Origin of the sequence: Pseudomonas sp. IT-P176 (assembly GCF_949767245.1) — a bacterium.
Classification (GTDB): Bacteria; Pseudomonadota; Gammaproteobacteria; order Pseudomonadales; family Pseudomonadaceae; genus Aquipseudomonas.
In genome coordinates, this window is sequence record NZ_CATKPN010000027.1 from 110210 (window position 1) to 130833 (window position 20624).

At 58.7% G+C, this 20624-nt stretch carries 20 protein-coding genes and 1 pseudogene; 8 read left to right on the forward strand and 13 right to left on the reverse strand.

All coding sequences use genetic code 11. The annotated features are described in order from the left end of the window. Positions 1 to 33: 33 nt before the first annotated feature. The 3 genes from ACM6IP_RS02230 to ACM6IP_RS02240 form a co-directional block, all read right to left on the reverse strand. Positions 34 to 423, reverse strand: a complete 390-nt coding sequence (locus tag ACM6IP_RS02230) for a hypothetical protein (protein ID WP_414860865.1) — start codon at positions 421 to 423, stop codon at positions 34 to 36. Next, on the reverse strand, positions 420 to 1382 hold the full coding sequence (locus ACM6IP_RS02235) for a hypothetical protein (RefSeq protein WP_414860866.1): 963 nt from the start codon (positions 1380 to 1382) through the stop codon (positions 420 to 422). Before ACM6IP_RS02235 ends, ACM6IP_RS02230 begins: the two co-directional genes overlap by 4 nt. 452 nt (positions 1383 to 1834) lie before the next feature. After that, positions 1835 to 1978 (reverse strand): hypothetical protein, encoded by a 144-nt coding sequence (locus ACM6IP_RS02240; protein WP_414860867.1) that lies wholly within the window; start codon positions 1976 to 1978, stop codon positions 1835 to 1837. Between the two features lie 210 nt (positions 1979 to 2188). Here ACM6IP_RS02240 and ACM6IP_RS02245 point away from each other — a divergent pair. Next, positions 2189 to 2371 (forward strand): annotated as a pseudogene (locus ACM6IP_RS02245) (hypothetical protein); the annotation flags it as partial. A gap of 30 nt (positions 2372 to 2401) precedes the next feature. Here the strand turns inward: ACM6IP_RS02245 and ACM6IP_RS02250 are convergent. After that, the gene (locus tag ACM6IP_RS02250) at positions 2402 to 2980 is read right to left on the reverse strand and encodes an ACP phosphodiesterase (RefSeq protein WP_414860868.1); all 579 of its coding nucleotides are present in this window, start codon (positions 2978 to 2980) and stop codon (positions 2402 to 2404) included. A gap of 257 nt (positions 2981 to 3237) precedes the next feature. On the opposite strand from ACM6IP_RS02250, the gene ACM6IP_RS02255 reads away from it, so the two are divergent. The 5 genes from ACM6IP_RS02255 to kefC all read left to right on the forward strand — a co-directional run bounded on the left by ACM6IP_RS02255 (position 3238) and on the right by kefC (position 7435). After that, complete coding sequence (locus ACM6IP_RS02255) at positions 3238 to 3570, forward strand: carboxymuconolactone decarboxylase family protein (RefSeq protein ID WP_414860869.1); 333 nt, start codon at positions 3238 to 3240, stop codon at positions 3568 to 3570. 45 nt (positions 3571 to 3615) lie between these two features. Next, positions 3616 to 4716: an alkene reductase gene (locus tag ACM6IP_RS02260; RefSeq protein ID WP_414860870.1), complete on the forward strand. Its 1101-nt coding sequence runs from the start codon at positions 3616 to 3618 to the stop codon at positions 4714 to 4716. Positions 4717 to 4752: 36 nt separating this feature from the next. Beyond that, complete coding sequence (locus ACM6IP_RS02265; RefSeq protein ID WP_414860871.1) at positions 4753 to 4971, forward strand: tautomerase family protein; 219 nt, start codon at positions 4753 to 4755, stop codon at positions 4969 to 4971. 109 nt (positions 4972 to 5080) lie between these two features. After that, positions 5081 to 5602: a glutathione-regulated potassium-efflux system oxidoreductase KefF gene (gene kefF, locus ACM6IP_RS02270; RefSeq protein ID WP_414860872.1), complete on the forward strand. Its 522-nt coding sequence runs from the start codon at positions 5081 to 5083 to the stop codon at positions 5600 to 5602. Next, on the forward strand, positions 5603 to 7435 hold the full coding sequence (gene kefC, locus ACM6IP_RS02275) for a glutathione-regulated potassium-efflux system protein KefC (RefSeq protein ID WP_414860873.1): 1833 nt from the start codon (positions 5603 to 5605) through the stop codon (positions 7433 to 7435). Between the two features lie 20 nt (positions 7436 to 7455). Here the strand turns inward: kefC and ACM6IP_RS02280 are convergent, their stop codons facing one another. From ACM6IP_RS02280 to ACM6IP_RS02305, 6 genes are all read right to left on the reverse strand, one after another. Next, the gene (locus ACM6IP_RS02280; protein WP_414860889.1) at positions 7456 to 7803 is read right to left on the reverse strand and encodes a thioredoxin family protein; all 348 of its coding nucleotides are present in this window, start codon (positions 7801 to 7803) and stop codon (positions 7456 to 7458) included. 46 nt (positions 7804 to 7849) lie between these two features. After that, positions 7850 to 8548, reverse strand: a complete 699-nt coding sequence (locus tag ACM6IP_RS02285; protein WP_414860874.1) for a DsbA family oxidoreductase — start codon at positions 8546 to 8548, stop codon at positions 7850 to 7852. A 3-nt stretch (positions 8549 to 8551) separates the two neighbouring features. Continuing rightward, positions 8552 to 9142 (reverse strand): TetR/AcrR family transcriptional regulator, encoded by a 591-nt coding sequence (locus tag ACM6IP_RS02290; protein WP_414860875.1) that lies wholly within the window; start codon positions 9140 to 9142, stop codon positions 8552 to 8554. A gap of 107 nt (positions 9143 to 9249) precedes the next feature. Beyond that, positions 9250 to 10023, reverse strand: a complete 774-nt coding sequence (locus ACM6IP_RS02295; protein WP_414860876.1) for an SDR family NAD(P)-dependent oxidoreductase — start codon at positions 10021 to 10023, stop codon at positions 9250 to 9252. Positions 10024 to 10119: 96 nt separating this feature from the next. Next, entirely contained in the window at positions 10120 to 10674 is a 555-nt protein-coding gene (locus ACM6IP_RS02300; protein WP_414860877.1) for an OsmC family protein, read from the reverse strand. A 372-nt stretch (positions 10675 to 11046) separates the two neighbouring features. Further along, complete coding sequence (locus ACM6IP_RS02305) at positions 11047 to 11622, reverse strand: TetR/AcrR family transcriptional regulator (protein WP_414860878.1); 576 nt, start codon at positions 11620 to 11622, stop codon at positions 11047 to 11049. A gap of 323 nt (positions 11623 to 11945) precedes the next feature. Between ACM6IP_RS02305 and ACM6IP_RS02310 the strand changes: the two genes are divergently transcribed. Continuing rightward, entirely contained in the window at positions 11946 to 12581 is a 636-nt protein-coding gene (locus ACM6IP_RS02310) for a DUF502 domain-containing protein (RefSeq protein WP_414860879.1), read from the forward strand. Positions 12582 to 12593: 12 nt separating this feature from the next. On the opposite strand, the gene ACM6IP_RS02315 is transcribed toward ACM6IP_RS02310, so the two are convergent. From ACM6IP_RS02315 to ACM6IP_RS02325, 3 genes are all read right to left on the reverse strand, one after another. Next, a complete protein-coding gene (locus ACM6IP_RS02315) occupies positions 12594 to 13160 on the reverse strand; it encodes a nucleotidyltransferase family protein (RefSeq protein ID WP_414860880.1) in 567 nt (188 codons plus the stop codon). Positions 13161 to 13262: 102 nt separating this feature from the next. Further along, positions 13263 to 17648, reverse strand: coding sequence for a response regulator (locus ACM6IP_RS02320; RefSeq protein WP_414860881.1), 4386 nt, complete (start codon positions 17646 to 17648; stop codon positions 13263 to 13265). A 46-nt stretch (positions 17649 to 17694) separates the two neighbouring features. Next, positions 17695 to 18852 (reverse strand): two-component system response regulator, encoded by a 1158-nt coding sequence (locus tag ACM6IP_RS02325; protein ID WP_159996723.1) that lies wholly within the window; start codon positions 18850 to 18852, stop codon positions 17695 to 17697. 255 nt (positions 18853 to 19107) lie between these two features. Here ACM6IP_RS02325 and ACM6IP_RS02330 point away from each other — a divergent pair, with 255 nt between their 5' ends. Then, positions 19108 to 20592 (forward strand): DUF3300 domain-containing protein, encoded by a 1485-nt coding sequence (locus ACM6IP_RS02330; protein WP_414860882.1) that lies wholly within the window; start codon positions 19108 to 19110, stop codon positions 20590 to 20592. Positions 20593 to 20624 lie beyond the last annotated feature (32 nt).

Sequence of the window (20624 nt, forward strand, 5' to 3'; positions counted from 1 at the left end):
GTGCCAGGCTTCGGCTGGAAATACCGAGGGCCGTTACTTAAACTTTATCAGCACGGCTGTAATTGAAAGCCAAACAGCAGTAGTCACTAGCATCAATGATTTGATCTTCAGTAGCCGTTTAAGATGAGGGGGGAAGTTTTCAAGGTCGACAGGATCCAACTCACCGATACGGATTGATGCCTTTGGCATCATTATCATCCCGGAAATTTTTGCTATCTCCAGCACGGACCAAATCAAACCCCGCTTCCCCAGGCTTGGGCCCCAAACATAAATGTAACGACTGTTCTTCAAGGCCTCTTTAATGGCGTCCAGATGACAGCGACTTAGGTACAGACTGAATACAAGACCCGCAGCTGCAAGCAGGCTCCAGCCTCCAATAACAATGATCGCAATCCAGGGAGACCACGTATCGATACTGGTCATGGTTGTGTAGCTTCGTAAATTCTCTCACCCAAGAGCTCGCCAGCTATACCGCCGACAGTCGTACCCACCCATGCGCCAGTCCCTACTAAGGCCGCGACGCAGACAACACCCCCTACAGCTGTAGAGACACCAAGCGCCAGGCAGATCGGCATACTAGCTAATTTGCCTATTTCCCCCCCAACAGCACCACCAAAGGTGGACAAGCCAAACTTCCCTCCTTCAGTAAATCTGACCTTCTCGCAAGCCGCCCCCGAATCGCCAATACATACCTCCTGAATCGCCAACAACGAAGACACCCCGCCAATACCAATCCCGATGTAACCGCCCGACTGCATATATTGCGCAGCACGACTGCTTGCACTGACATGCGTGGCATACCCCGGTATCTGTCCTGGCGCCCCGGCCTTGTCCCAATGATGGACCAGGCTTCGGCTGGAAATGCCGAGGGCTGTTTTTAACTTGGGGTGATCGCCCAGGGTGGTCTGGCCTCGCAGGCGAGTCGAGTTCAGCAAATGCGCATCCAACTGGCTGATCAGGTGCCTGCGATCGGCGAAGAACTGCGGCGATTTGAGATGACCATGCTGGCGATAGCTTTCCTGATGCAAGCGCTCCATGGCCTGGAGCGTGTCACGCAGCCTGCTCACGTGGTTTTCCATGACCAGGGCACTGACGCCAAGCCAGGTTGAGGTGTGACCGGTAAAGCTGGCGATTTCAGCGCCGTGGCGAAGCAGAAAGTCGGCCTGTTGCGGCGTGAGAGGATCAAGAGTTGCCTTGACCTGTTGAGCCGCCTGCATCAGTTGCGCTTCCTGGTAGGTACAGGAAGTGTTGCTCGGATCGCTGAGCACGACCATCGAACCCGCTTTGACCTCCCCCATACCTGGGTTGAGCGCCTGAAACTTGCTCATCACCGCCCTATCGCGCACCGGAAAAAGCGTGGCTTCCAGTGCTTCGCGGGTCATGCTCTTGGGGACCACATAGAAGCCTGGCTCCTGAGGCTCCAAACGGTTGAACACTGGCGCAGCTGGCTGGCTCGACGGGGAGAAGGCGGATTGCCGCGGCGCTTGCGAGGGGCTGGTGCCTGCTGAAGAAGCTGGCTGAGCGGCTGCTCTTGTCGTTTGCGGTGCAACGCTTGATTGCAGAGGCGCTATCACGCGGTTGCGACCCTTGGGGCAGCCGCAGTGGATGCCTGCGCCATCCAGCACCGTGGCAATCCCCATCCACTTCATGGCGGGCAGGCTATCAACGATTACGCCGATTTCTCCGCATAGCGGACAAGGGGTGGTTTTATCCCCGAGTCGCAGCACGCCCCGTGCGCCTTGTCTCGCGTTGGGCAGGCTGCTGAGACACACCGCGCCAGTGGTGGTCAGATCACCGTGCAGACCTTGGCCTCTACCGTTGACACTGCCTCGACTCATGACTCAGCCCTCACTCGAGGTAGCCAGGCTGGTTCGTTGATACCGGCAAACTGCGGCTCGGCAAAGGGTAGTTGGTCCAGTGCGCGGAGAAACTCAGGCGAGACGTCGTGGGTGTACAACAGGGGCAATGCAGCGTTCATGTTGATGATCCAGATCCTTGGGTATTTTTTGCTTATCTCTCTTCACTCCAGTGAGCGCGATGTACACGAAACGTATCGGCCGATGACCATGAGTAAGAGGTTGTGAACAACAAGCAGCACCCTGAAGATGTGAATGTCGGGAGTAAATAGGACGTTTCCCTGATGCTCGTGGGAAACGTATCAAGTTAGTCCGCGTACGAGTGGAACTTCACCCTGGGCTACAACGCGCCAAAGGGCGACTGGCAAACGTGGCTGGACCTGCGCAATTTGACGGATAAGCGGTACGCGGCGACGGTTACGCCGGGGCATGACGATAAGGGGTTGGATGCGGCGCGGTCGACGCCTGGGGAGGGGTTGGGGGTTTATGCGGGGGTTTCTTGGAGTTTGCGGTGAGGCGGCAGAAAGCGTGTCCGTCTTTCAACTTCAAATCGCCGGACCACACTTCGCAAATCGCATAAGCGATGGATAGAACTCTTCGAAATCTGAACTGAGCGGCACATACAGGTTGGTCATTTCTTCAAACGCATCACGTAGGTTCTCAGGCCCGGATAAGCGTTCGGATATGACGTCTAGTCCGTGGCCGATCATTGAAAAATCCCCGTACGCTCCAAGCCAGTCTTCAGAAATGATCAATGGCGCAATCCGAGCCAGGCGCTCGGGTAAATCGGCTTCGCTCCTTAGAACGGTGTAAACCCTTTTAGAGAAGGCATCCAAGGTTGTCTCGGCGTATCGGTCCCAATCCCGAGCCAGGCAGTGATCGAAAAACATGTCGAGCGCAATGCCCGCATATCGACGTCGGGTAATCGTGAACCGGCCTAAGGCCCTTTTGACGACAGGGTGGGAATCAGTGAAAGCGTCAATCTTGCGATGAAGGTTGATCGCTTCTTCAGTCCTGGCAGAAAAGCGACCTGCAAGCGCTCCTTTCACGAAATCTCCATAGAGACTCCCCAGCAACTGTTCTGGCTCCTGACCACCTAAATGGAGATGTGCGAGGTAGTTCATGGTCACCCAATGTCGGAAAGAAGGATGTTGACGTGAAGCAATGGATCGCAAGCCAAGCAGTTCGAATTGAAACACCGAATAAAACCATACCATCCTAAAGGTAGGCAATTCAACTCAACGCATAAATTTTGCCTATTCAATTCTGTTGATAGTGGAAATCAGCTCAGCCGAATTGCAAGCCTACCTACTGGATGGTAGATTTAACTCCTGTTTCAGGCTGTTCCATGTCCACCGTCCCCTGCCTCTGTGAGAATCCCATGCAAGATTGGAAGCAAACCCGCAACGACATCAACACTCGCCTCGTTGAACTCAATAGCCTATCCCCGGAAACCATGAAAGGAATGGCTGCGCTGGGCGCCGCTGGCGGAAAGACCAACCACCTGGACGCCAAAACCCGCGAACTGATATCCCTGGCCGTGGCCGTGACCACTCGGTGCGACGGTTGCATTGCCTTCCACGCAGCGCAAGCCAAGAAACTCGGCGTCACCAGTGAAAAGGTAGCCGAAGCACTGGGCGTAGCCATCAACATGAACGCTGGTGCCGCACTGGTTTACAGCACTCACGTCCTCGACGCGTTCGACAAATCCTGAATCCAACACCAACCCTCATCCCTTCAAACGACGTCGAGACTAGTCATGAACAAGCTGTTCACCCCGTACGATTTGTCCGGTATTGCGCTCAAAAACCGTGTTGTCATGGCGCCAATGACTCGCACCCGAACGCTGGACAATGTTCCCAACGAATCCAACGCTCTGTATTACGCGCAACGTGCTTCCGCCGGCCTTCTGATTACTGAAGGATTGCCGATTTCCGACGAGGCTCGTGGCTACCTCTACACACCGGGCATTTATGCCGAAGAACACCTGCCCGGCTGGCGTCACGTCACCCAAGAAGTGCATGCCAAGGGTGGGAAAATTTTCGCGCAGTTGTGGCACGTAGGTCGCATGTCCCATCAATCGGTGCATGGCATAGTGCCGGTCTCCTCGGGGACTGTGCCTGCCGTGGATACCACAGTGTATGCATGGGTCGAGCCAGGTAAATCAGGACCGGTTCAACCCAGCGCACCTCGTGCATTGAAAACTGACGAAGTGAAACGCGTCATCGCGGACTTCGTAAAGTCTGCGCGCATGGCGATTGACGCCGGTTTTGATGGTATCGAAATCATGGCCGCCAACGGCTTCCTGTTCGATCAGTTCCTGAGCAGCGCCCTAAACACCCGCACCGACCAGTACGGTGGCTCCATCGCTAATCGTCAGCGCTTCTTATTGGAAACCATCGACGCAATTGCGGCTGAAATTGGCGGTTCGAAAGTCGGCGTACGTTTCTCCCCATTCGGCCGCCTGTATGACTTCGGTGTGTACGAAGGCGAAGCAGAAACCTGGATGAGCATGGCCGCTGCGCTCAACGATCGTGAACTGGCGTTCGTTCACCTGAACTACCAGCCGACCATCCTTGCCGCGCAAACACCACCTGGTTTCGGCGCGGCATTGCGCGCGGCCTACAAAGGCACCTTGATGGCCGCCGGCGGTTTCACCAAAGAAATCGCAGAGTCGGAACTGGCCAAGAGTGAACTGGACCTGATCGCCTTCGGCACAGCCTACATTGCCAATCCTGATCTGGTAGAGCGCATGCAAAACGATTGGCCACTTGCAGAGGGTGATCGTGCAACCTACTACGGCGTGAGTGGTTCGATTGAAAAGGGTTACACCGACTATCCGGAATATACAGCGGCCTAAGCCTGACATTTCGTTTCCAGCATTCAGGAGCACACCATGCCACTCGTAACGATCAAAGGTATTGAAGGCGTTTTTACCGACGAACAAAAAGCCGAGGTCATCCGCAAGGTGACTGACGCCATGGTGTCGGTGGAGGGCGAAAACATGCGCGCCCTCACTTGGGTCATCTTTGAAGAGGTCAAGAGCGGAGATTGGGGCATTGCCGGCAACCCCGTGACTGCGCAAGAAGTGTTGAAGCTGCAAGCCGGTCAATAAGGGCTTCACCTCCAAGTCATGGCTCCTCGGACGTTGAGTGCACTCATGCTCAGCGTTTGGGGAGCTTTTTGCGTTCTGAAAGAGCGCCAGGTTTGTTGGGGATTAATCTGTGATTCTGATCATCTATGCCCATCCTTACCCTGAGAGATCCAACATCAACAAGTTGATGCTCAGGCTCGCTGCCAGTAATTCCGATGTCGTCATCCGATCCCTCTATGACCTGTATCCCGATTTCAACATCAATGTCGAAGCTGAGCAGAAGGCCGTTGAGCAGGCAGACCTGCTGGTTTTGCAACATCCACTTTATTGGTACAGCTACCCCCCTCTTCTAAAGTTGTGGATAGACAAAGTGTTCACTCAGGGTTGGGCTTATGGCGAGGGCGCTACCGCCCTCAAAAACAAACACTTGCTGTGGGCCGTGACTACGGGAGGTGATTACGATCACTTCAATATCGGTGACAACCCGGGGTTCGCGGTGCTTGCCCAACCTCTCCAAGCAACGGCCAGTTACTGCGCAATGCGTTGGCTAAACCCGGTAGTAGTCCACGGCGCTTACAGGGCAGATCAAAACGCATTGCTCTCGCAAATCCGCAACTACAGCGTACGCCTCACCTCATGGAGGGTTAGTTGAATGGACACTAGCAGTCTGATTGAAATGCTGATCTACCTGGGCTCAGCAGCATTGATTGTGCCCATCGCCGTTCGGTTGGGACTGGGGCCAGTGCTAGGTTATCTACTTGCTGGCTGTTTGATCGGCCCATGGGGCCTGAAGCTGGTAACGGATGTGGAATCCATCCTGCATTTTGCTGAAATCGGCGTGGTCTTGATGCTATTCATCATTGGTCTCGAACTTGACCCCAAGCGCCTTTGGGCCATGCGCCGCATGGTGTTCGGTGGCGGCGCCTTGCAAATGCTGGCGTGTGGTTTGGCAATCGCCGTGTTTTGCGCGGCATTGGGCCTGAACTGGACGGCGGCGCTGCTAGTGGGTTTGACACTGAGCTTGTCGTCGACCGCTATCGCGATGCAGGCCATGAACGAACGCAACATGATCCCGACTGCCGTAGGTCGAAGTAGTTTTGCTGTGCTGTTGTTCCAGGACATCGCGGCGATCCCACTGGTGGCAATGATCCCTTTGTTGGCGGCGAATGGTGGTACCCCTTCCGGCGCTGAACTTGCGCTGTCCATCGCAAAAATAGTCGGTGCGATCGTCGCGGTAGTGCTCTTGGGTCAGTACGTTTCTCGGCCTGTCCTGCGTTTCGTCGCGCGCTCCGGCTTGCGTGAAATCTTCAGTGCCGTTGCGCTGTTTCTGGTGTTCGGGTTCGGCTTGTTGCTGGAGGAGGCTGGATTGTCCATGGCCATGGGCGCCTTTCTCGCGGGTGTTCTGTTAGCGAGCTCGGAATATCGACACGCACTTGAAAGCGACATCGAGCCATTCAAGGGGCTGCTGCTCGGTTTGTTCTTTATCGGCGTCGGTATGTCGATCGATTTCGGCACGCTGATCGATGCGCCACTGAAAGTCTTGACGCTGACCTTGGGTTTTATCCTGATCAAGCTGTTGGTGATAAAACTCCTTGGTCGCTTCTTGAGTGTCCCTACTGAACAACGCTCTTGGCAGGCGGTGTTTCTGGGTCAAGGCAGTGAGTTCGCTTTCGTCGTGTTTGGCGCAGCAACGGTTGCCGGAATTCTGGTCGACCCTTGGGGCAAAAGCCTGACTTTGGCGGTGGCGTTATCTATGTGCGTCACACCGCTGCTGATCCTTGTGCTCAATCGCCTGGAGTCCTCAAGTACGCAGGACAATCAGGAAGCTGACACCATCGAACAGAACAATCCTCGGGTGATCATTGCCGGCTTCGGTCGGTTCGGCCAAATCGCCGGCCGACTACTGATGTCGTGTGGGTTTGAAGTCGTAGTACTGGATCACGATCCCGATCATATCGAGACGTTGCGCAAGTTTGGGGTCAAGGTGTTCTACGGCGATGCGACCCGCCTCGATTTGCTCCACGCAGCCGGCTCCGCGCAGGCAGTGGTGCTGATCAACGCAATCGACAATCAGGAAGATAACCTGGCATTGACCAGACTCGCTCAGGAGCACTTTCCATCCCTGAAGCTGGTGGTGCGTGCTCGCGATATGGGGCACATCATCACTCTCCGCCAGATGGGGATTGAGGCAGTTGAGAGGGAAACTTTTGAGAGTGCTTTGTCCTTGGGACGCAGAGCGCTGGAGCAGCTTGGGGTCGGGCGCTACGAGGCGCGAGAGCGCGCGGATAGATTCCGCCGACTGAATCTGGAGATGCTTGAGGAAATGGCAGCCCAGCCCGAGGATGATACCGAGTTCAAGTACGACGCTTACAAGCGCGCTAACGCACTGCTGACAGAAATATTCAATGAAGATCGCGCTCATCCGTTCGATAACGGGCCGGGGAAAACGCTACCTGCAATCAAGGACAGAAACGCAGCAGACTAAGCCATGAGGTCGAGGCTCGACTAACGAGCCTCTTCCAGCTCCGCCAGTATTACCTTTTTCAGGGCCGAGACTGATCGAGATCCAGGCATGACACGCAAAAGCCGACCCTGATGGAATACCGCCAAAGACGGCACCGCACGAACACCATACATTTGCGCAATCGTTGGCGACACGGCGACGTCTATCTTCCCAAATACTGCCAAGGCGTGAAGCTTCTCCTCCAAGGCATGAAAGACCGGCTTCATTTCCTGACAAGGCTTACACCAGGACGCTGAAAACAGCACAACGCTGCTGCCTTTGGCAATAAATCGGGCGAACTGTGGAGCGCTCAACTCAACGATACGGCTCATCAGATCCTCTTGGTCCAGACTATGGGAGGTGCGGTAGTACTAGGTACCGCACAACCAATGCCTATCAAACTTTGCAGCCATCGATACCGCAGACTTGTCCTGCAAAATCCTCTTCCTTGAGCTGTACCTTAGCCTGCATCTTATTCAGTGCCTCGAGAAAAACAGCCTCAGGCTGAGCACCGGACAACGAGAACTCGTTATTGAAGACGAACATCGGCACGCCCGACCCCAACTGCGCGGCGAAATGTTCGTCCTCTTCCAACTCAACGCGTAGTTCTACGGATGACCATGCGAGCAGGATTGATTCTTCCGATACACCCACTTCCCGCGCAATAGCCTCCAGACTGGATCGATCAAACAGTGACTTGCCATGGGTAGTGCTTTGTTCATACAACGCCTCCATGAGACGCTTTTTCACTGTCAGCTCTTCAACCGCCTTGACCAGGAGATGAGCGTCAGCGGTATCGCCGAACTGCATGGTGGCGAAACGGTAATCCAGGCCGTCTGCGTTACCGTATTTGAGTACGGTGCTCATCATCGCCTCAGCGGTGTCTGCGTTACCGAGCTTGCGCTTGAGAGCATCAATCATAGGTTCAGGTAAATGGTTCGCCGCCAAGCGATAGGCGCGGATATTTATTTGCACATCGTCTTTTTCGTCAAAACGATCCAGGGCTTTTTCAAAACGACGCTTGGCGACCCAGCACCAAGGGCAAACAAAATCAGACCAGATATCTACAACGAATTTTTTCGAAGAGGTTTGCATGACTCATCCTGCGAGAAGAAATGAAGACCGCATTGCCAGTGCTTCAAGCAAATAGTTGAAGCCAGCTAAAGGGTAGGTTGATCGGCCCAAAGCCCAATCGATGAGGCTTGAGCCCTCTAGCGTGCTCAGCAGCATGAAGGCGTATTCCTCAACGGGTTCATCCAGCAACCAGTGGTGCAGTTGGACTGCGTCATTGAGGGTGGCCGTCAGCCAGTCGAGCTGAGATTCAAAGAAATTCCGAGTGAGTATTTGCAGCGAAATAGGCAATGCCGCCATTTCCGCAGCCAGTGCGCCACACAGCGGCAGTAATCCGTCATGGGCACTGGCAACGAACAGCCGCGAAAACTCACGTAGCCGCAACAGTGGATCGGGATGCCTGGCTTCTATCGAGCAAAGCGTCTCTGTGAATCGATGGATGTAATCCTTGATCAATTCCGCGCCCAGACATTCCTTGGTCGGGAAGTGATGATGAATACTGGCTTTCCTGATGCCGATCTGTGCCGCCAAGTCGGCGTAACTGAACGCTGAGTAACCTCTGGTGCGCATCTGTATTTGCGCGACATTCAACAGTGCGGCTTTTGTCGTGATAGACATTGAAGACTCCTTCGGCCAGCGTTCAGCCGCCTTTCAGCCAGCGCAGCGATCCAGTGAAAGCCCTTCCCGAAGAGAAAAGCTCCATCGCGCTGCACTAGTCACGCTGGTCAGGCACGTACGGCCATGATCCCGGCATCCACATCCCAGATTGCACCTGTCACCCAAGATGTCTTGTCCGACAGCAGGAATAGGATGGTATTAGCGACGTCTTCTGGAACACCGACTCGACCCAGTGGATGGAAATCGTTCAGCGACTTCATCGCTTCCGGAATCGCTTCCTTGTCCATGAAACCCTCGTAGATCGAGGTGTGAACAATGCCTGGCGAAACCGCGTTGACGCGGATGCCCGAATGAGCCAACTCGATGGCCAGGTTGCGTGTCAACGCATGCAACCCTGCTTTGGCCATCGAGTAGGCGGAGGCAGGAGAACCAGCCAATGCGGCCTGAGCACCGATAGAGCCGACGTTGACGATGGCCCCTTCGCGCTTGGCAGCAAGCATGTTTTTGACCACGGTTTGAGTGATGAAGAAGGTCGCGCGGTTGAGCGACAGGTACATGTCGTACTCGGCTTCGTCGTGCTCGGTGAACGGTTTTGGAATGAAGATCCCGGCCGAGTTGACCATCAGACTGATGTCGCTGTGCTTGACGTTGATTTCGTCGCGGACAAAGTTCATGCCCTCTTCAGTCATCAAGTTGGCCACGATCACCGAGACCGAACCCAACGGGCTCAGCTCGTTACGAATGGCGTCGGCCTTGTTTTGCTTGCTGCCGGTGAGAACAACACTACCGCCAGCCTTGAGCACCATACGTGCCGTTTCCAGGCCCATGCCACTAGTGCCGCCGACGACTAACAGTTTCTTGCCTTTGAAAAAATCGTTCATTACAGACTCCAGGTATCCAGATTTCGCAAGGGGCGGCCCCCAGTCAGCTTTCCGACTGGTGCACGCACACCTTGAATGTCGATGACATCCGACGAATCAACCCTCAAGTACTTCGAGGGTCGGTACCATGCGAATAGCTTTCGAGAAGTTTGCGTAGTTGACGGAGGTTTTCAGCACCGCGTTGTGCAGCTCCTCAACGCGCTCACGGGAGGCATCTGTGTGCAGGCGAATCATGACACTCACTTCGTCGTAGCCGGGGTTGACGTTTTCGTCGATCCCCAGGAAGCCGCGCAGGTCGAGGGTGCCGTCAGTTTCGATTTCCAGGCTGTGAATCTTGATACCCATCATTGCCGCATTGGCGGCATAGCCGACCGACATGCAGGCATTGAGCGCGGCCATCAGCAGCTCCTGCGGGTTGGGCGCGGTGTTCTGCCCAAGCAATTCGTTAGGCTCATCGGCGACAATTTCGAAATCCCGCGAGTAGGTTTCCCCGGCCAAGCTGTAGCGATTGACCTTCGCCACGGAACGAGTCTGGCCTTTCCACTCGGTCTTCACGTTAAAGCTTGCATGACGCTTGGTCGTATCCTCAGCAACGCCTTGGGCAAACTGCTGGAGTGCGGCGACATCGATACCATTCAGATTGTTGCTCATGTTTTCGTTCCTCTTCGGATGGACCGAGCGCTTTGCTCGGAAGAGAAACAAGCCTACCAACTAGTAGGTTTGTTATCAACGAATTCTTTCGCTTATCACTGAACGTCAAGAAAGCAGGTCTGCATCAAATTTTCGGAATAAGTATGCGTGCGATCACCGTGCAGGTATCGCAGCGCAAAAAATCAGTTCAGGCGCGAGTGGAAGGCGAACAACATCTGCGGGATAAATGCGGAGGCTACGCACTCCTGATGGGAGTCGTGCGGGAGTTAGGAATCTGCAGGATCTAGCTAGGCGGACGAAGCATTGGTGGTCGTCAGACCCCGCTGGTATCAGCAGAGCCGGACGTATGGGAACGGAAAAAGCGGTTGAGCCTCAGTGACGCGTCCCGGCAATCCTAAGCCCATCTAAAATGAAGTCAAAACCAGAACACTGCTCGTAATTGTCGCTCAGTGCCCAAGAGACAAAACTGCCACCCTCCAAAGTATTCAAGATGAGCCTGGCGACCTTCACGCTGTCGAGCTCAGCTTTGAGCTCGCCGACCTCTTGTCCCTTCACGATATTGTCCTGAAGCCAATTGAGATGGATCTCGAAAAAGTCTCTCGTCAACTGCTTCAGGCTATCAGGCAAAACCAGCAGCTCCGCCGCCAAGGCTCCACAGAGCGGAAGCAGAGCGCTTTCGCTACTTTTCGCGAACATCATGGCGAAAGCATTGAGCCGATCAACAATGCCGGTATTTTCAACATTGATGTATTCCAGCTGACTCTTGAAACGGAACAGGTAGCCCTCAACGATGGCAATCGCCAGACCTTCTTTGGTGGGAAAGTGGTGATGAATACTCGCCTTCCTGATACCGATCTCTTCAGCCAGATCAGCGTAGCTGAAGGCTGCATAGCCTTTTGTACGCAACAAAATCTCTGCGCTGGCAAGGAGGTCAGAACGTGTACTCATAATGCCGTTTCCAAATTGATCAATGCGGCATCATAAATTAGTACTTACTCATAAGACAGCGCTCGGTTTGTCCACACCTGTCGCATCTCAATGGCTGTTTTCTACCTATCACGACAAACGGAAACCCCCCACCTTGTACAACCCCCCATCTCGACCTATCGTTAAATCCCTCAGAGCACCTTTCAATTCACGCGGCCCAACAGCCCCAGTTAACCGCGTGTGATACAGAGGTCGGGGCAGTAACTGATTAGATAGGTTGGAGCTGCAGGGGGATGATCAAGGGGCGCGGCCCTATTCCGCCAATCCCGACAAGGGCAGTGCATATGAAGACGGCATTCGCGTACTTCGCCACACGGGTACTTGCTGGTTTACTCGTTATCGTTCCGATCTACCTGGCTATCCTGGTGCTGCTCAAAGGCATGAAGTCGCTGGGACAACTGGTGCGACCCTTCTCCCAACTGTTGCCGGAATGGCTGCCTGCCGAGCAGTTGTTATCGTTGATCCTGGTGTTATTGATCTGCTTTTTCATTGGCGCCGCCCTGCGTACCGGTTTGGGCGAGCGCACCCGCGCGCGGGCAGAACGGGCGGTGTTTGAAAAAATCCCCGGCTACAGCCTGTTCCGCAGCCTGACCCAGCAAGTGGCGGGTGATAGCCGGCAAAACGTCTGGAAGCCGGCCTTGGTCGAAATCGAAGATGCGCTGGTCCCGGCGTTCATCATTGAAGTGTTCGAGGACGGTCGCTATACGATCTTCGTCCCTTCGGTGCCCACGCCATTGGCCGGCGCCATCTATGTGCTGGAAGCAAGCCGCGTGCATCCGCTGGATGTGTCCTTCACTGATGCCTTCAAGGTGATCAGCAAATGGGGTTTGGGTGCCAAGGATCTGGTGGCGGCCATGGAAGCCGGGGCCAAGCGGCCTGAGGTTCCAGTGGTCGCCAGCAAGGTTGATGCAGCACCTTGATTCGCCTCGTTCTCAAGAGCAGTAATCCACAACCTTCAGCCAAGGCCAGCGCTGCTGGTAACTCTGTGCCTTCTGGGCAAACAGCTCGGGCTTGGGGTTCTTCCGGTTGATCCGCAGTAGCCCCTGCTGCGTGTCGGCCAGGCCATGGGGGGCGTAGAGTTCGCCGCTGGTGATGTCCAGGCCGATGCAGGTGCCGGCGATCAGGTAGCGGTCGACGCCGTCCCGGGTTGAGTGCAATTGCGGATAGTCGCTGCCGAATCGCTGGCGGTACCACAGGTGGACACGGGCCTGGTTCTTCAATTCGATGTTGACGTCGAGGTCGTGGAACAGTTGGCGGCCGGCCTGGATCACCTGGTCTTCGGCTTCCCAGGACAGGTCTGGGTCGAAGTAGAAGATGTCGTAGTCCTTTACGCCCCAGTCCAGGGGGCGTTGCGCCTGTTGGTTCCAGATGGCCTGGAACAGGCAGCCGGCGGTGAGCATGCATTGGTTCAGGCCGAGTGCGGGTAGGCGGGCGGTGATGAGTGCGTTGACTGGGTTGGCCAGTGCGACCTCGAGCAGGGTTTTGGCCGTTAGTGTCATGTTGATCCTTTTTGGGTGGGGCTCCGGGGTGCTGAGGATAGCTTAGCGTTGGGGAGGGTGGATTGTAGTGATTTGGCGCCCGGCTCTATCTCCGTCAGTTGGTCAGGACAGGTTTTCCAGGAGCTCCAGGGCTTGGTCGAAGTCGTAGGATTGGGCTTGTTGCATCACTTGATTTAACTGTTCGGCCACTCGTGGGCCTGATGCCAGTCCTTGCAGGGTGTGCAAGGCGCTCAGGGCTTGGGCGTCGCTTTCGGCCAGTAGGTCGCGGACGTGGGCCAGTTGGGTGTGCCATTCGCTGTCCAGTGGGGGGACGTCGATTACCGGTGCCTCGTTTAGCTGCGCCAAGCCGGCCAGCAGCGGGGTCAGGTGCTGTTCGACGGCCGCCAGGCGTTCGGCCAGGTCCGGTTCGCTGGCGCCTTGCAGGCACGCTTGCTCCAGGGCACCGGCGGCTTGGGCCAGGGCGGTGGCGCCGATGTTGCCGGCGGTGCCGCGCAAGGTGTGGGCGAGTCTGGCTGGCGCCGCTGGATCGGCCTGGGTTCGCGCGCTGCGGAATTGGCCGTCAAAGCCTTGTTGGCTGGCGTTGAATTTACCCAGCAGGCGCAGGTAGAGGTCGGTCTTGCCCATGCAGGTGGCGAGGCCGGCGTGCAGGTCGATCCCGGGCAGGCTGGCGGGCAGGCTGCTGGTCGTTGCATTGGCCGCGGCCATCTCGGCGGCAGGGGCGCCGCGCCCTGGACGTGGGTGTATCCACTTGGCCAGGGTGGCGAACATGTCGTCGATGTTCAGCGGTTTGCTGATGTGGTCGTTCATGCCGCAGGCCAGCGCCCGCTCGCGGTCGCCCGCCATGGCGTCGGCGGTCATGGCGATCACCGGCAGGTCGGCCCAGCGCGGCTGCTCGCGGATTTTGCCGGTGGCGGTGTAGCCGTCCATCACTGGCATCTGGCAGTCCATCAGCACGCCGTCGAAGTCTGAGTCGCGCTGCAATTGCTCCAACGCCTCGGCGCCGTGGACGGCCAGGCACAGTTCGATCCCGGCGCTCTCGAGCAACTCACACGCCAGCTCGCGGTTCAGTTCGTTGTCTTCCACCAGCAGCACCCGCGCGCCACGCAGGCTGGCGATGGCGCTGGCGCTTTGGCCGGAGCGCTCGTTGGCCCGGGTGTCGACCTGGGGCGCCTTGCCGAGAACCGTGCCCAGCGCTTCGAGCAAGGTCGAGGGGGTCACCGGCTTGGTCAGCACCACCGGCAATTGAATACCGTGGCGGCTGGCTTCTTCGCGGGCTTCCTCGCGGCCAAAGGCGGTGACCATGATCACCGACGGGGTTTGTGCCAGTTGGGCGGCATGCATCTGCAGCACCGTCTCGACCCCATCCATGCCGGGCATGCGCCAGTCCATCAGCACCAGGTCGTAGGGCAGCATCCGGGCTTCGGCGTCCACCAGCTTGGCCAGGGCCGTCCGGCCGCTCTGCGCGACATCGACTTCGACACCAAAACTGCGAGCCATGGTCGAGAGGATTTCCCGCGCGCTGGCGTTGTCGTCAACCACCAACACCCGGCTGCCGAGCAATTCCTCGGCGGTCAGCATGCGCCGCACATGGCTCTCGCGCTGCAGCCCCAGGCTCACCTCGAAGTGAAAGGTCGAGCCCTGGCCCGGCTCGCTCTCGACCCATATCTCGCCGCCCATCAGTTCCACCAGATGCCGGGAAATCGCCAGGCCCAGGCCGGTGCCGCCGTATTTGCGGGTGGTGGAGCTGTCTGCCTGACTGAAGGGCTGGAACAGGCGCGAGCACTGTTCGGTGCTCATGCCGATGCCGCTGTCCCGCACCCAGAAATGCAACTGCGCCTGGCCTTCCCCACCACCGCGCTGCTCCACGCCGAGCACGATTTCACCCTGCTCGGTGAACTTGGTCGCGTTGTTGCCCAGGTTGACCAGCACCTGGCCGAGGCGCAACGGATCGCCGATCAACCCGGTGGGCAGTTCGGCGGCGATGCTGAACAGCAGTTCCAGGCCTTTGTCCTCGGCCTTGAGGCCAATCATGTTGGCGAAGCCGTCGAGCACGTCTTCTAGGTGGAAGGGAATCTGCTCCAGGTGCATCTTGCCAGCCTCGATCCGGGAGAAGTCGAGGATATCGTTGATGATCCCCAGCAGGCTTTCCGCCGAGCGATGGACCTTTTCGATGTAGTTGCGCTGGCGATGGTCGAGCTCGGTGCGCAAGGCCAGGTGGCTCATGCCGATGATGGCGTTCATCGGGGTGCGGATCTCGTGGCTCATGGTCGCCAGGAAGTCGCTCTTGGCCCGGGTCGCCTCCTCTGCCGTCTCGCGCGCGCGCTGAACCTGGGCCTCGGCGATCTTGCGATCGGTGATATCGAAGTACCAGTTGGCCCCCATGCCCCGCTCCCCCTGGGTCAGGGTGACGCTCGACACCAGCACCTCGAAACGCTCACCGCCGGTGCGCTGCAGGCTGGCCTCGAAGTTGAGCACCGCCCCTTGTGCCACCTCGGCGAGAAACCGTTGGTGGGCCTCGGGCTCGACCCAGAATTGGCTCAGGTCGCTGCCCTGCAGTTGCCCAAGCTGGCTGGCGAACAAGCGGTCGAATTGCGGATTGCTGTAGGTCGGGCGGCCATCGGCGTCTTTGATCAGCATGGCCACCGGGCTGCTGTCGAGGACCGCGCGCAACTGGATCTCGCTGGCCTTGAGCGCCGCCTGCAGTTGCCGGCGCTCGCTGACATCGCGTACCGAGGCGCACACACACATGCCGCTCCCTTCCAGGCTGGGCAAGCGTGACAGGCTGATCTCGGCGGAAAACAGGCTGCCGTCCTTGCGCACGCCTTGCAGGTCTTCGAGGTTGGCGCCCATCTGCCGGGTGTCGCCGTGGCCGATGAAACCGTCGCGCAGCGCCACGTGACGGCCGCGACTGGCCAGCGGCACCAGACGCTCGATGGCCGCGCCGATCAGCTCGCCGGGGGCGTAGCCAAACAGTTGATCCAACTGACGGTTGGTCCTCAGGATGTGCCCGCCATCGTCCACCACCAGCATGCCATCGGGCGCCGCTTCGATGATGCCGCGGTACCAGGCTTCGGTGGCGCGCAGTGCCCCTTGCTGGGTTTCCAGCGCCTGGGCCTGGGCCTCCAGTTGCAGCGCCTGTTGCGCCACTTCGCTGGCCTGGCGTCGGGTTTGCGCCAACAGGGTCTTGACCGCCTGATTGCGCTCCATGATCGCCATCGCGGCGGCCAGTCGTGGCGTGGCCTCCTGCAACAGTAGCCATTCACGCTCGTCCAAAGTCTGCAGGCTGGCCAACTCGAACACCCCCAGCAGGCGCTCGCCATGCACGATCGGTTGCAGCAACAGGCAACTGGCCGCTACCTCGCCCAGCGGCGAGTGCAACCGCCAGTACTGCTGCGGCAACGCCTGCAACTGTCGCACCTGGCGATCCAGCGCACACTGGCCCAACAGGCCGTCGCCGAATGGCACCTGGTCCTTGGGTGGGTGCTCGGAATCGGTGGCATAACCGCCCATCAGCTGCAGCGTGGCGGCGTCTTCCTGGGCGCTGTACAGCACCGCCTGGCAGATGCCGTGCAGGCCCGCGATGTGCAGCAGGAATACCTGCGCCAGTTCGTCCGGGGTGTCGGCCTGCTGCAGGTCGATCTGCAATTGGGCGATATGGCCCTTGATCCAGCGCTGGCGCTCCAGTTGCTGGGACTCGGTCTGCAGTTGGGCGATGGCCCGCGCCAGGTCCCCGGTTTCATTGTTCAGGTCGGTGTGGGGGATCGGCTGGTCGAGCTGCCCGGCGGCCAGTTGATCGACCGCCACCCGCACCCGATTCAGCGGGTTGCGGATCGACTGGCTGGCCAGCCACGACAGCAACAACGCCAACGACAGGCCACCGAACAACAGGATGTAGGTCAGCAAGGTGCTGCGTTCGGCGTACTCGACAATGCCCTTGGCCGTGTCGCGAATCGAGGCTTCCTTGATTTGCGCAATACCGTACAAATGACTGTCGGCCTGCCGGGCGATCCTCTGGAACTCGCTGCTGTTAAGCAGCAATAGCGCCTGACTCTGCCGACCCTGGTCGATCAACACAAAAGCCTGTTCGCTGTAGCGCTGCAACTGTTGCAGCATCAGGTCGATCTCGGCCAGGCGCGCGAGGTTCTCCGGGCGCTTGAGGGTGACCTTGGCCTGGGCCAGGGCCAATTGCAGGCGTTGCCGGTTGTCAGCCAACTGCTGCAGGGCTTCGACGCGGATCTGCGCACTGTCGGTGCCCACCGCCCGCTGCAGGGTTTGCATCAAATGGGGCAGTTGCACCCGCGCTTCATGCAGGTACTCCATGCCGACCAGTTCCTGCAGATAGAGGTTTTGCATGTCCTGCTTCAGCGATTGCTGAGTGCGCAGGCTTTGCACGCCGAGCACCAGCACCAACAGCAGCAGCGCGGCGAATCCCAGGAGCAGTTTGTGCAGCAGCGCGAGACGCTCGAGCAGGGTGCGAAATCCAGCCATTACCTATCCTCGTGAACCTGATCGAAAAAGCCCCGCACGCGCGGGGTCAAGGCGTCTGCCCGCTGCGTTGCAGGGCCGCCAACTGCACGGCCATGTCCTGGTCGGTATCGGCGAAACGCTGGGCGATCTCCTGGAACTGTTCACAGCAGGCCAGGAAGGCATCGCAGATGTCCGGGTCGAAGTGGCTGCCGCGCCCCTGAGTGATGATCTCGACAGCCTGCTCATGGGGCATCCCCGCCTTATACACACGCCGGCTTATAAGCGCGTCATAGACGTCGGCCACCGCCATCAACCGGGCGCTGATGGGGATAGCGTCCGCCACCAGCCCCTGGGGATAGCCGCTGCCATCCCACTTTTCCTGGTGGCTGTAGGCGATCTCCTTGGCCAGGCTGAGGAACTCGGCGCGTATGCCCAACTGGTCCTCGGCCCGCTGGATGGCGTCACGCCCAAGGGTGGTGTGGCTCTTCATGATCTCGAATTCCTCTGCGCTAAAGCGTCCCGGCTTGAGCAGGATATGGTCGGGAATGCCGACCTTGCCGATGTCGTGCAGGGGCGCCGACTTGAACAGCAACTCGATGGTCGCCACGCTGAGAAAGTGCCGGAAACGCGGGTGATCCTGCAGATGTTCGGCCAGCACCTTGACGTAGTGCTGGGTGCGGCGGATGTGATTGCCGGTTTCGTTGTCGCGCGTCTCCGCCAGGGAGGCCATGGCCTGGATCGCCACGTCCTGGATGGCGACCACCTCGCGGGTGCGACGCTGCACTTCCTGTTCGAGGTAGTCGTTGTGATCACGCAGGAAGTCGGCCGCCGCCTTCAGCTTGAGCTGGGTGTCGACCCGCGCCAGCACCAGTGCCGGCCTGATCGGCTTGGTGATGTAGTCGACCGCGCCCAGCTCCAGGCCATGAATCTCGTCCTCGGTGCCGGCCATGGCGGTGAGGAAAATAATCGGAATTTCGCGGGTATGAGGATCGTCCTTGAGACGCCTGGCCACTTCATGCCCGGACAGCCCAGGCATCATCACGTCCAGCAGGATCAGGTCCGGCAGCGAGTCACCCTGGAGCAGGCGCAAGGCTTTTTCCCCGCTATTGGCGACCTTGACCCGATAGCGATCCTTGAGCAGGTCGGTCATCAGCAACAGGTTATCGGGCGTGTCGTCGACCACCAGCAAGGTCGCACGGGTGTAATGACTCGGTTGGCTATTCATCGCAGGCCGCTCCCTCGCCAGACATTGGCATCCCCAGGCGGCATTTCCAGCCTGGCGCTGGAAAGCGTAGTTGCAGTTTTGCGCACTTGCCGAACCGTTGCGTGCGGAAAAGAACGGGAGTTTCCTGGCAGTTTTTTAAGCTTTGCTACTATTAGCGAACGGCATCGACACCGACGCCTGCGGCTTGCACAGTCGGCTGACACTTCCCTGGTTTTGAATCACCCCTCTCAACCTGCCTGAGCCCATGGAGTTGCAATGCGCATTCCATTAATTTACGCGTTCTCAGCCGTCCTTTTTGTCAGTGCAGCGGCCAGCCAGGCACAAAGCGTAGCGCCGGCCGCCAGTCCACCCGCCAGCACCACTGCGCCAGCGCCGGTCACGGCAGCGACCAAGGACCCGGTGTTTACCCAGGAACAGCTCGACCAGATGCTGGCGCCTATTGCCCTGTATCCCGACCCCCTGCTGGCCCAACTGCTGATGGCCAGCACCTACCCCGGGGAAATCGCCGAGGCGGTGACCTGGTCCAAGGCCCACCCGGACGCCAAGGGCGATGACGCGGTCAAGCAGGTGGCGAGCCAGCCGTGGGACCCGAGCGTGCAGGCGCTGGTCGCGTTTCCCCAGGTCATGGTCACGCTGGGCCAGGATCCGGTCTGGGTCCAACGCCTGGGGGATGCCTTCCTGGCGCAGCCCGACGACGTCATGGAGGGCGTGCAACGCTTGCGCCGCCAGGCGCAAACCGCCGGTAACCTGCAGAGCAACCAGTACCAGAACGTCACGGTCCAGGCCGCTGCCCCGGCTCCAGCCGCCAGCTCCAGCAGTTCGGCGCCCGCCCCGGCCAGCAGTTCCTCGACCATCATCATCCAGCCCGCCGACCCGCAGGTGGTGTACGTACCCACCTACAACCCGACCACCACCTACGGCACCTGGCCCTACCCGGCCTCGCCACCGGCCTACTATCCGCCGCCGCCCGCCTATTACCCGGGTTCGGCGCTGATGGCCGGGTTGGCGTTCGGCACCGGCGTGGCGATCGTCGGGGCGTTGTGGGGCGAATGTGACTGGGACGACAACGATATCGACATCGACGTCGATCGCTACAACAACATCAATGCCAACAACCGCATCAGCAACAATCAGAACAAGTGGCAGCACAACTCCGCGCACCGCAATGGCGTGCCCTATCGCGACAACCGCAGCCGCCAGCAATACGGTCGCCAACTGGACGGCGCCACTCAGCGTGAGGCCTACCGCGGGGACAACGCCCAGCGCGCCCAGGCTCGGGAAAACGCCCGCAGCTCGATGGACAAGCACGGTATCGAACGCCCCGCCACCAGCAACCGCGAAGCCCGTGACCGGGTGCGCGAAGCCCAGTCCGGTGCCTCGGCGGGCAACCGCATGCAAGCGAGTAACGAGCGGCCACGGACCACGGACCGCAGCCAGGGCACGCCCCGGACCACCCGCGACAATCAGCAGCCGCGCCAGCACAACCGGCAGGTCAACCAGCGCGACCAGCGGCCGGCGCAGGCGCGCCAAACCACGCAAAAACGCCCGGCCGCCACTCAGGGCGCGGCGCGCAACAATGCCTTCGCCGGCGCGCGCTCACCGTCCCAGGTCAACGCCCAGGCCAATCGTGGCCGTGCCAGCCAAGTCTCCGCGCAGCGCCCCAGCGCCTCGCGCGCCGCTGGCCATCAAATCAGTCGACCATCCAGCGCACCCGCGCGCCAACGGGGGAGCCGTCGTTGAATAACCATCCTCGCAGCAAGCCACTCACCGGC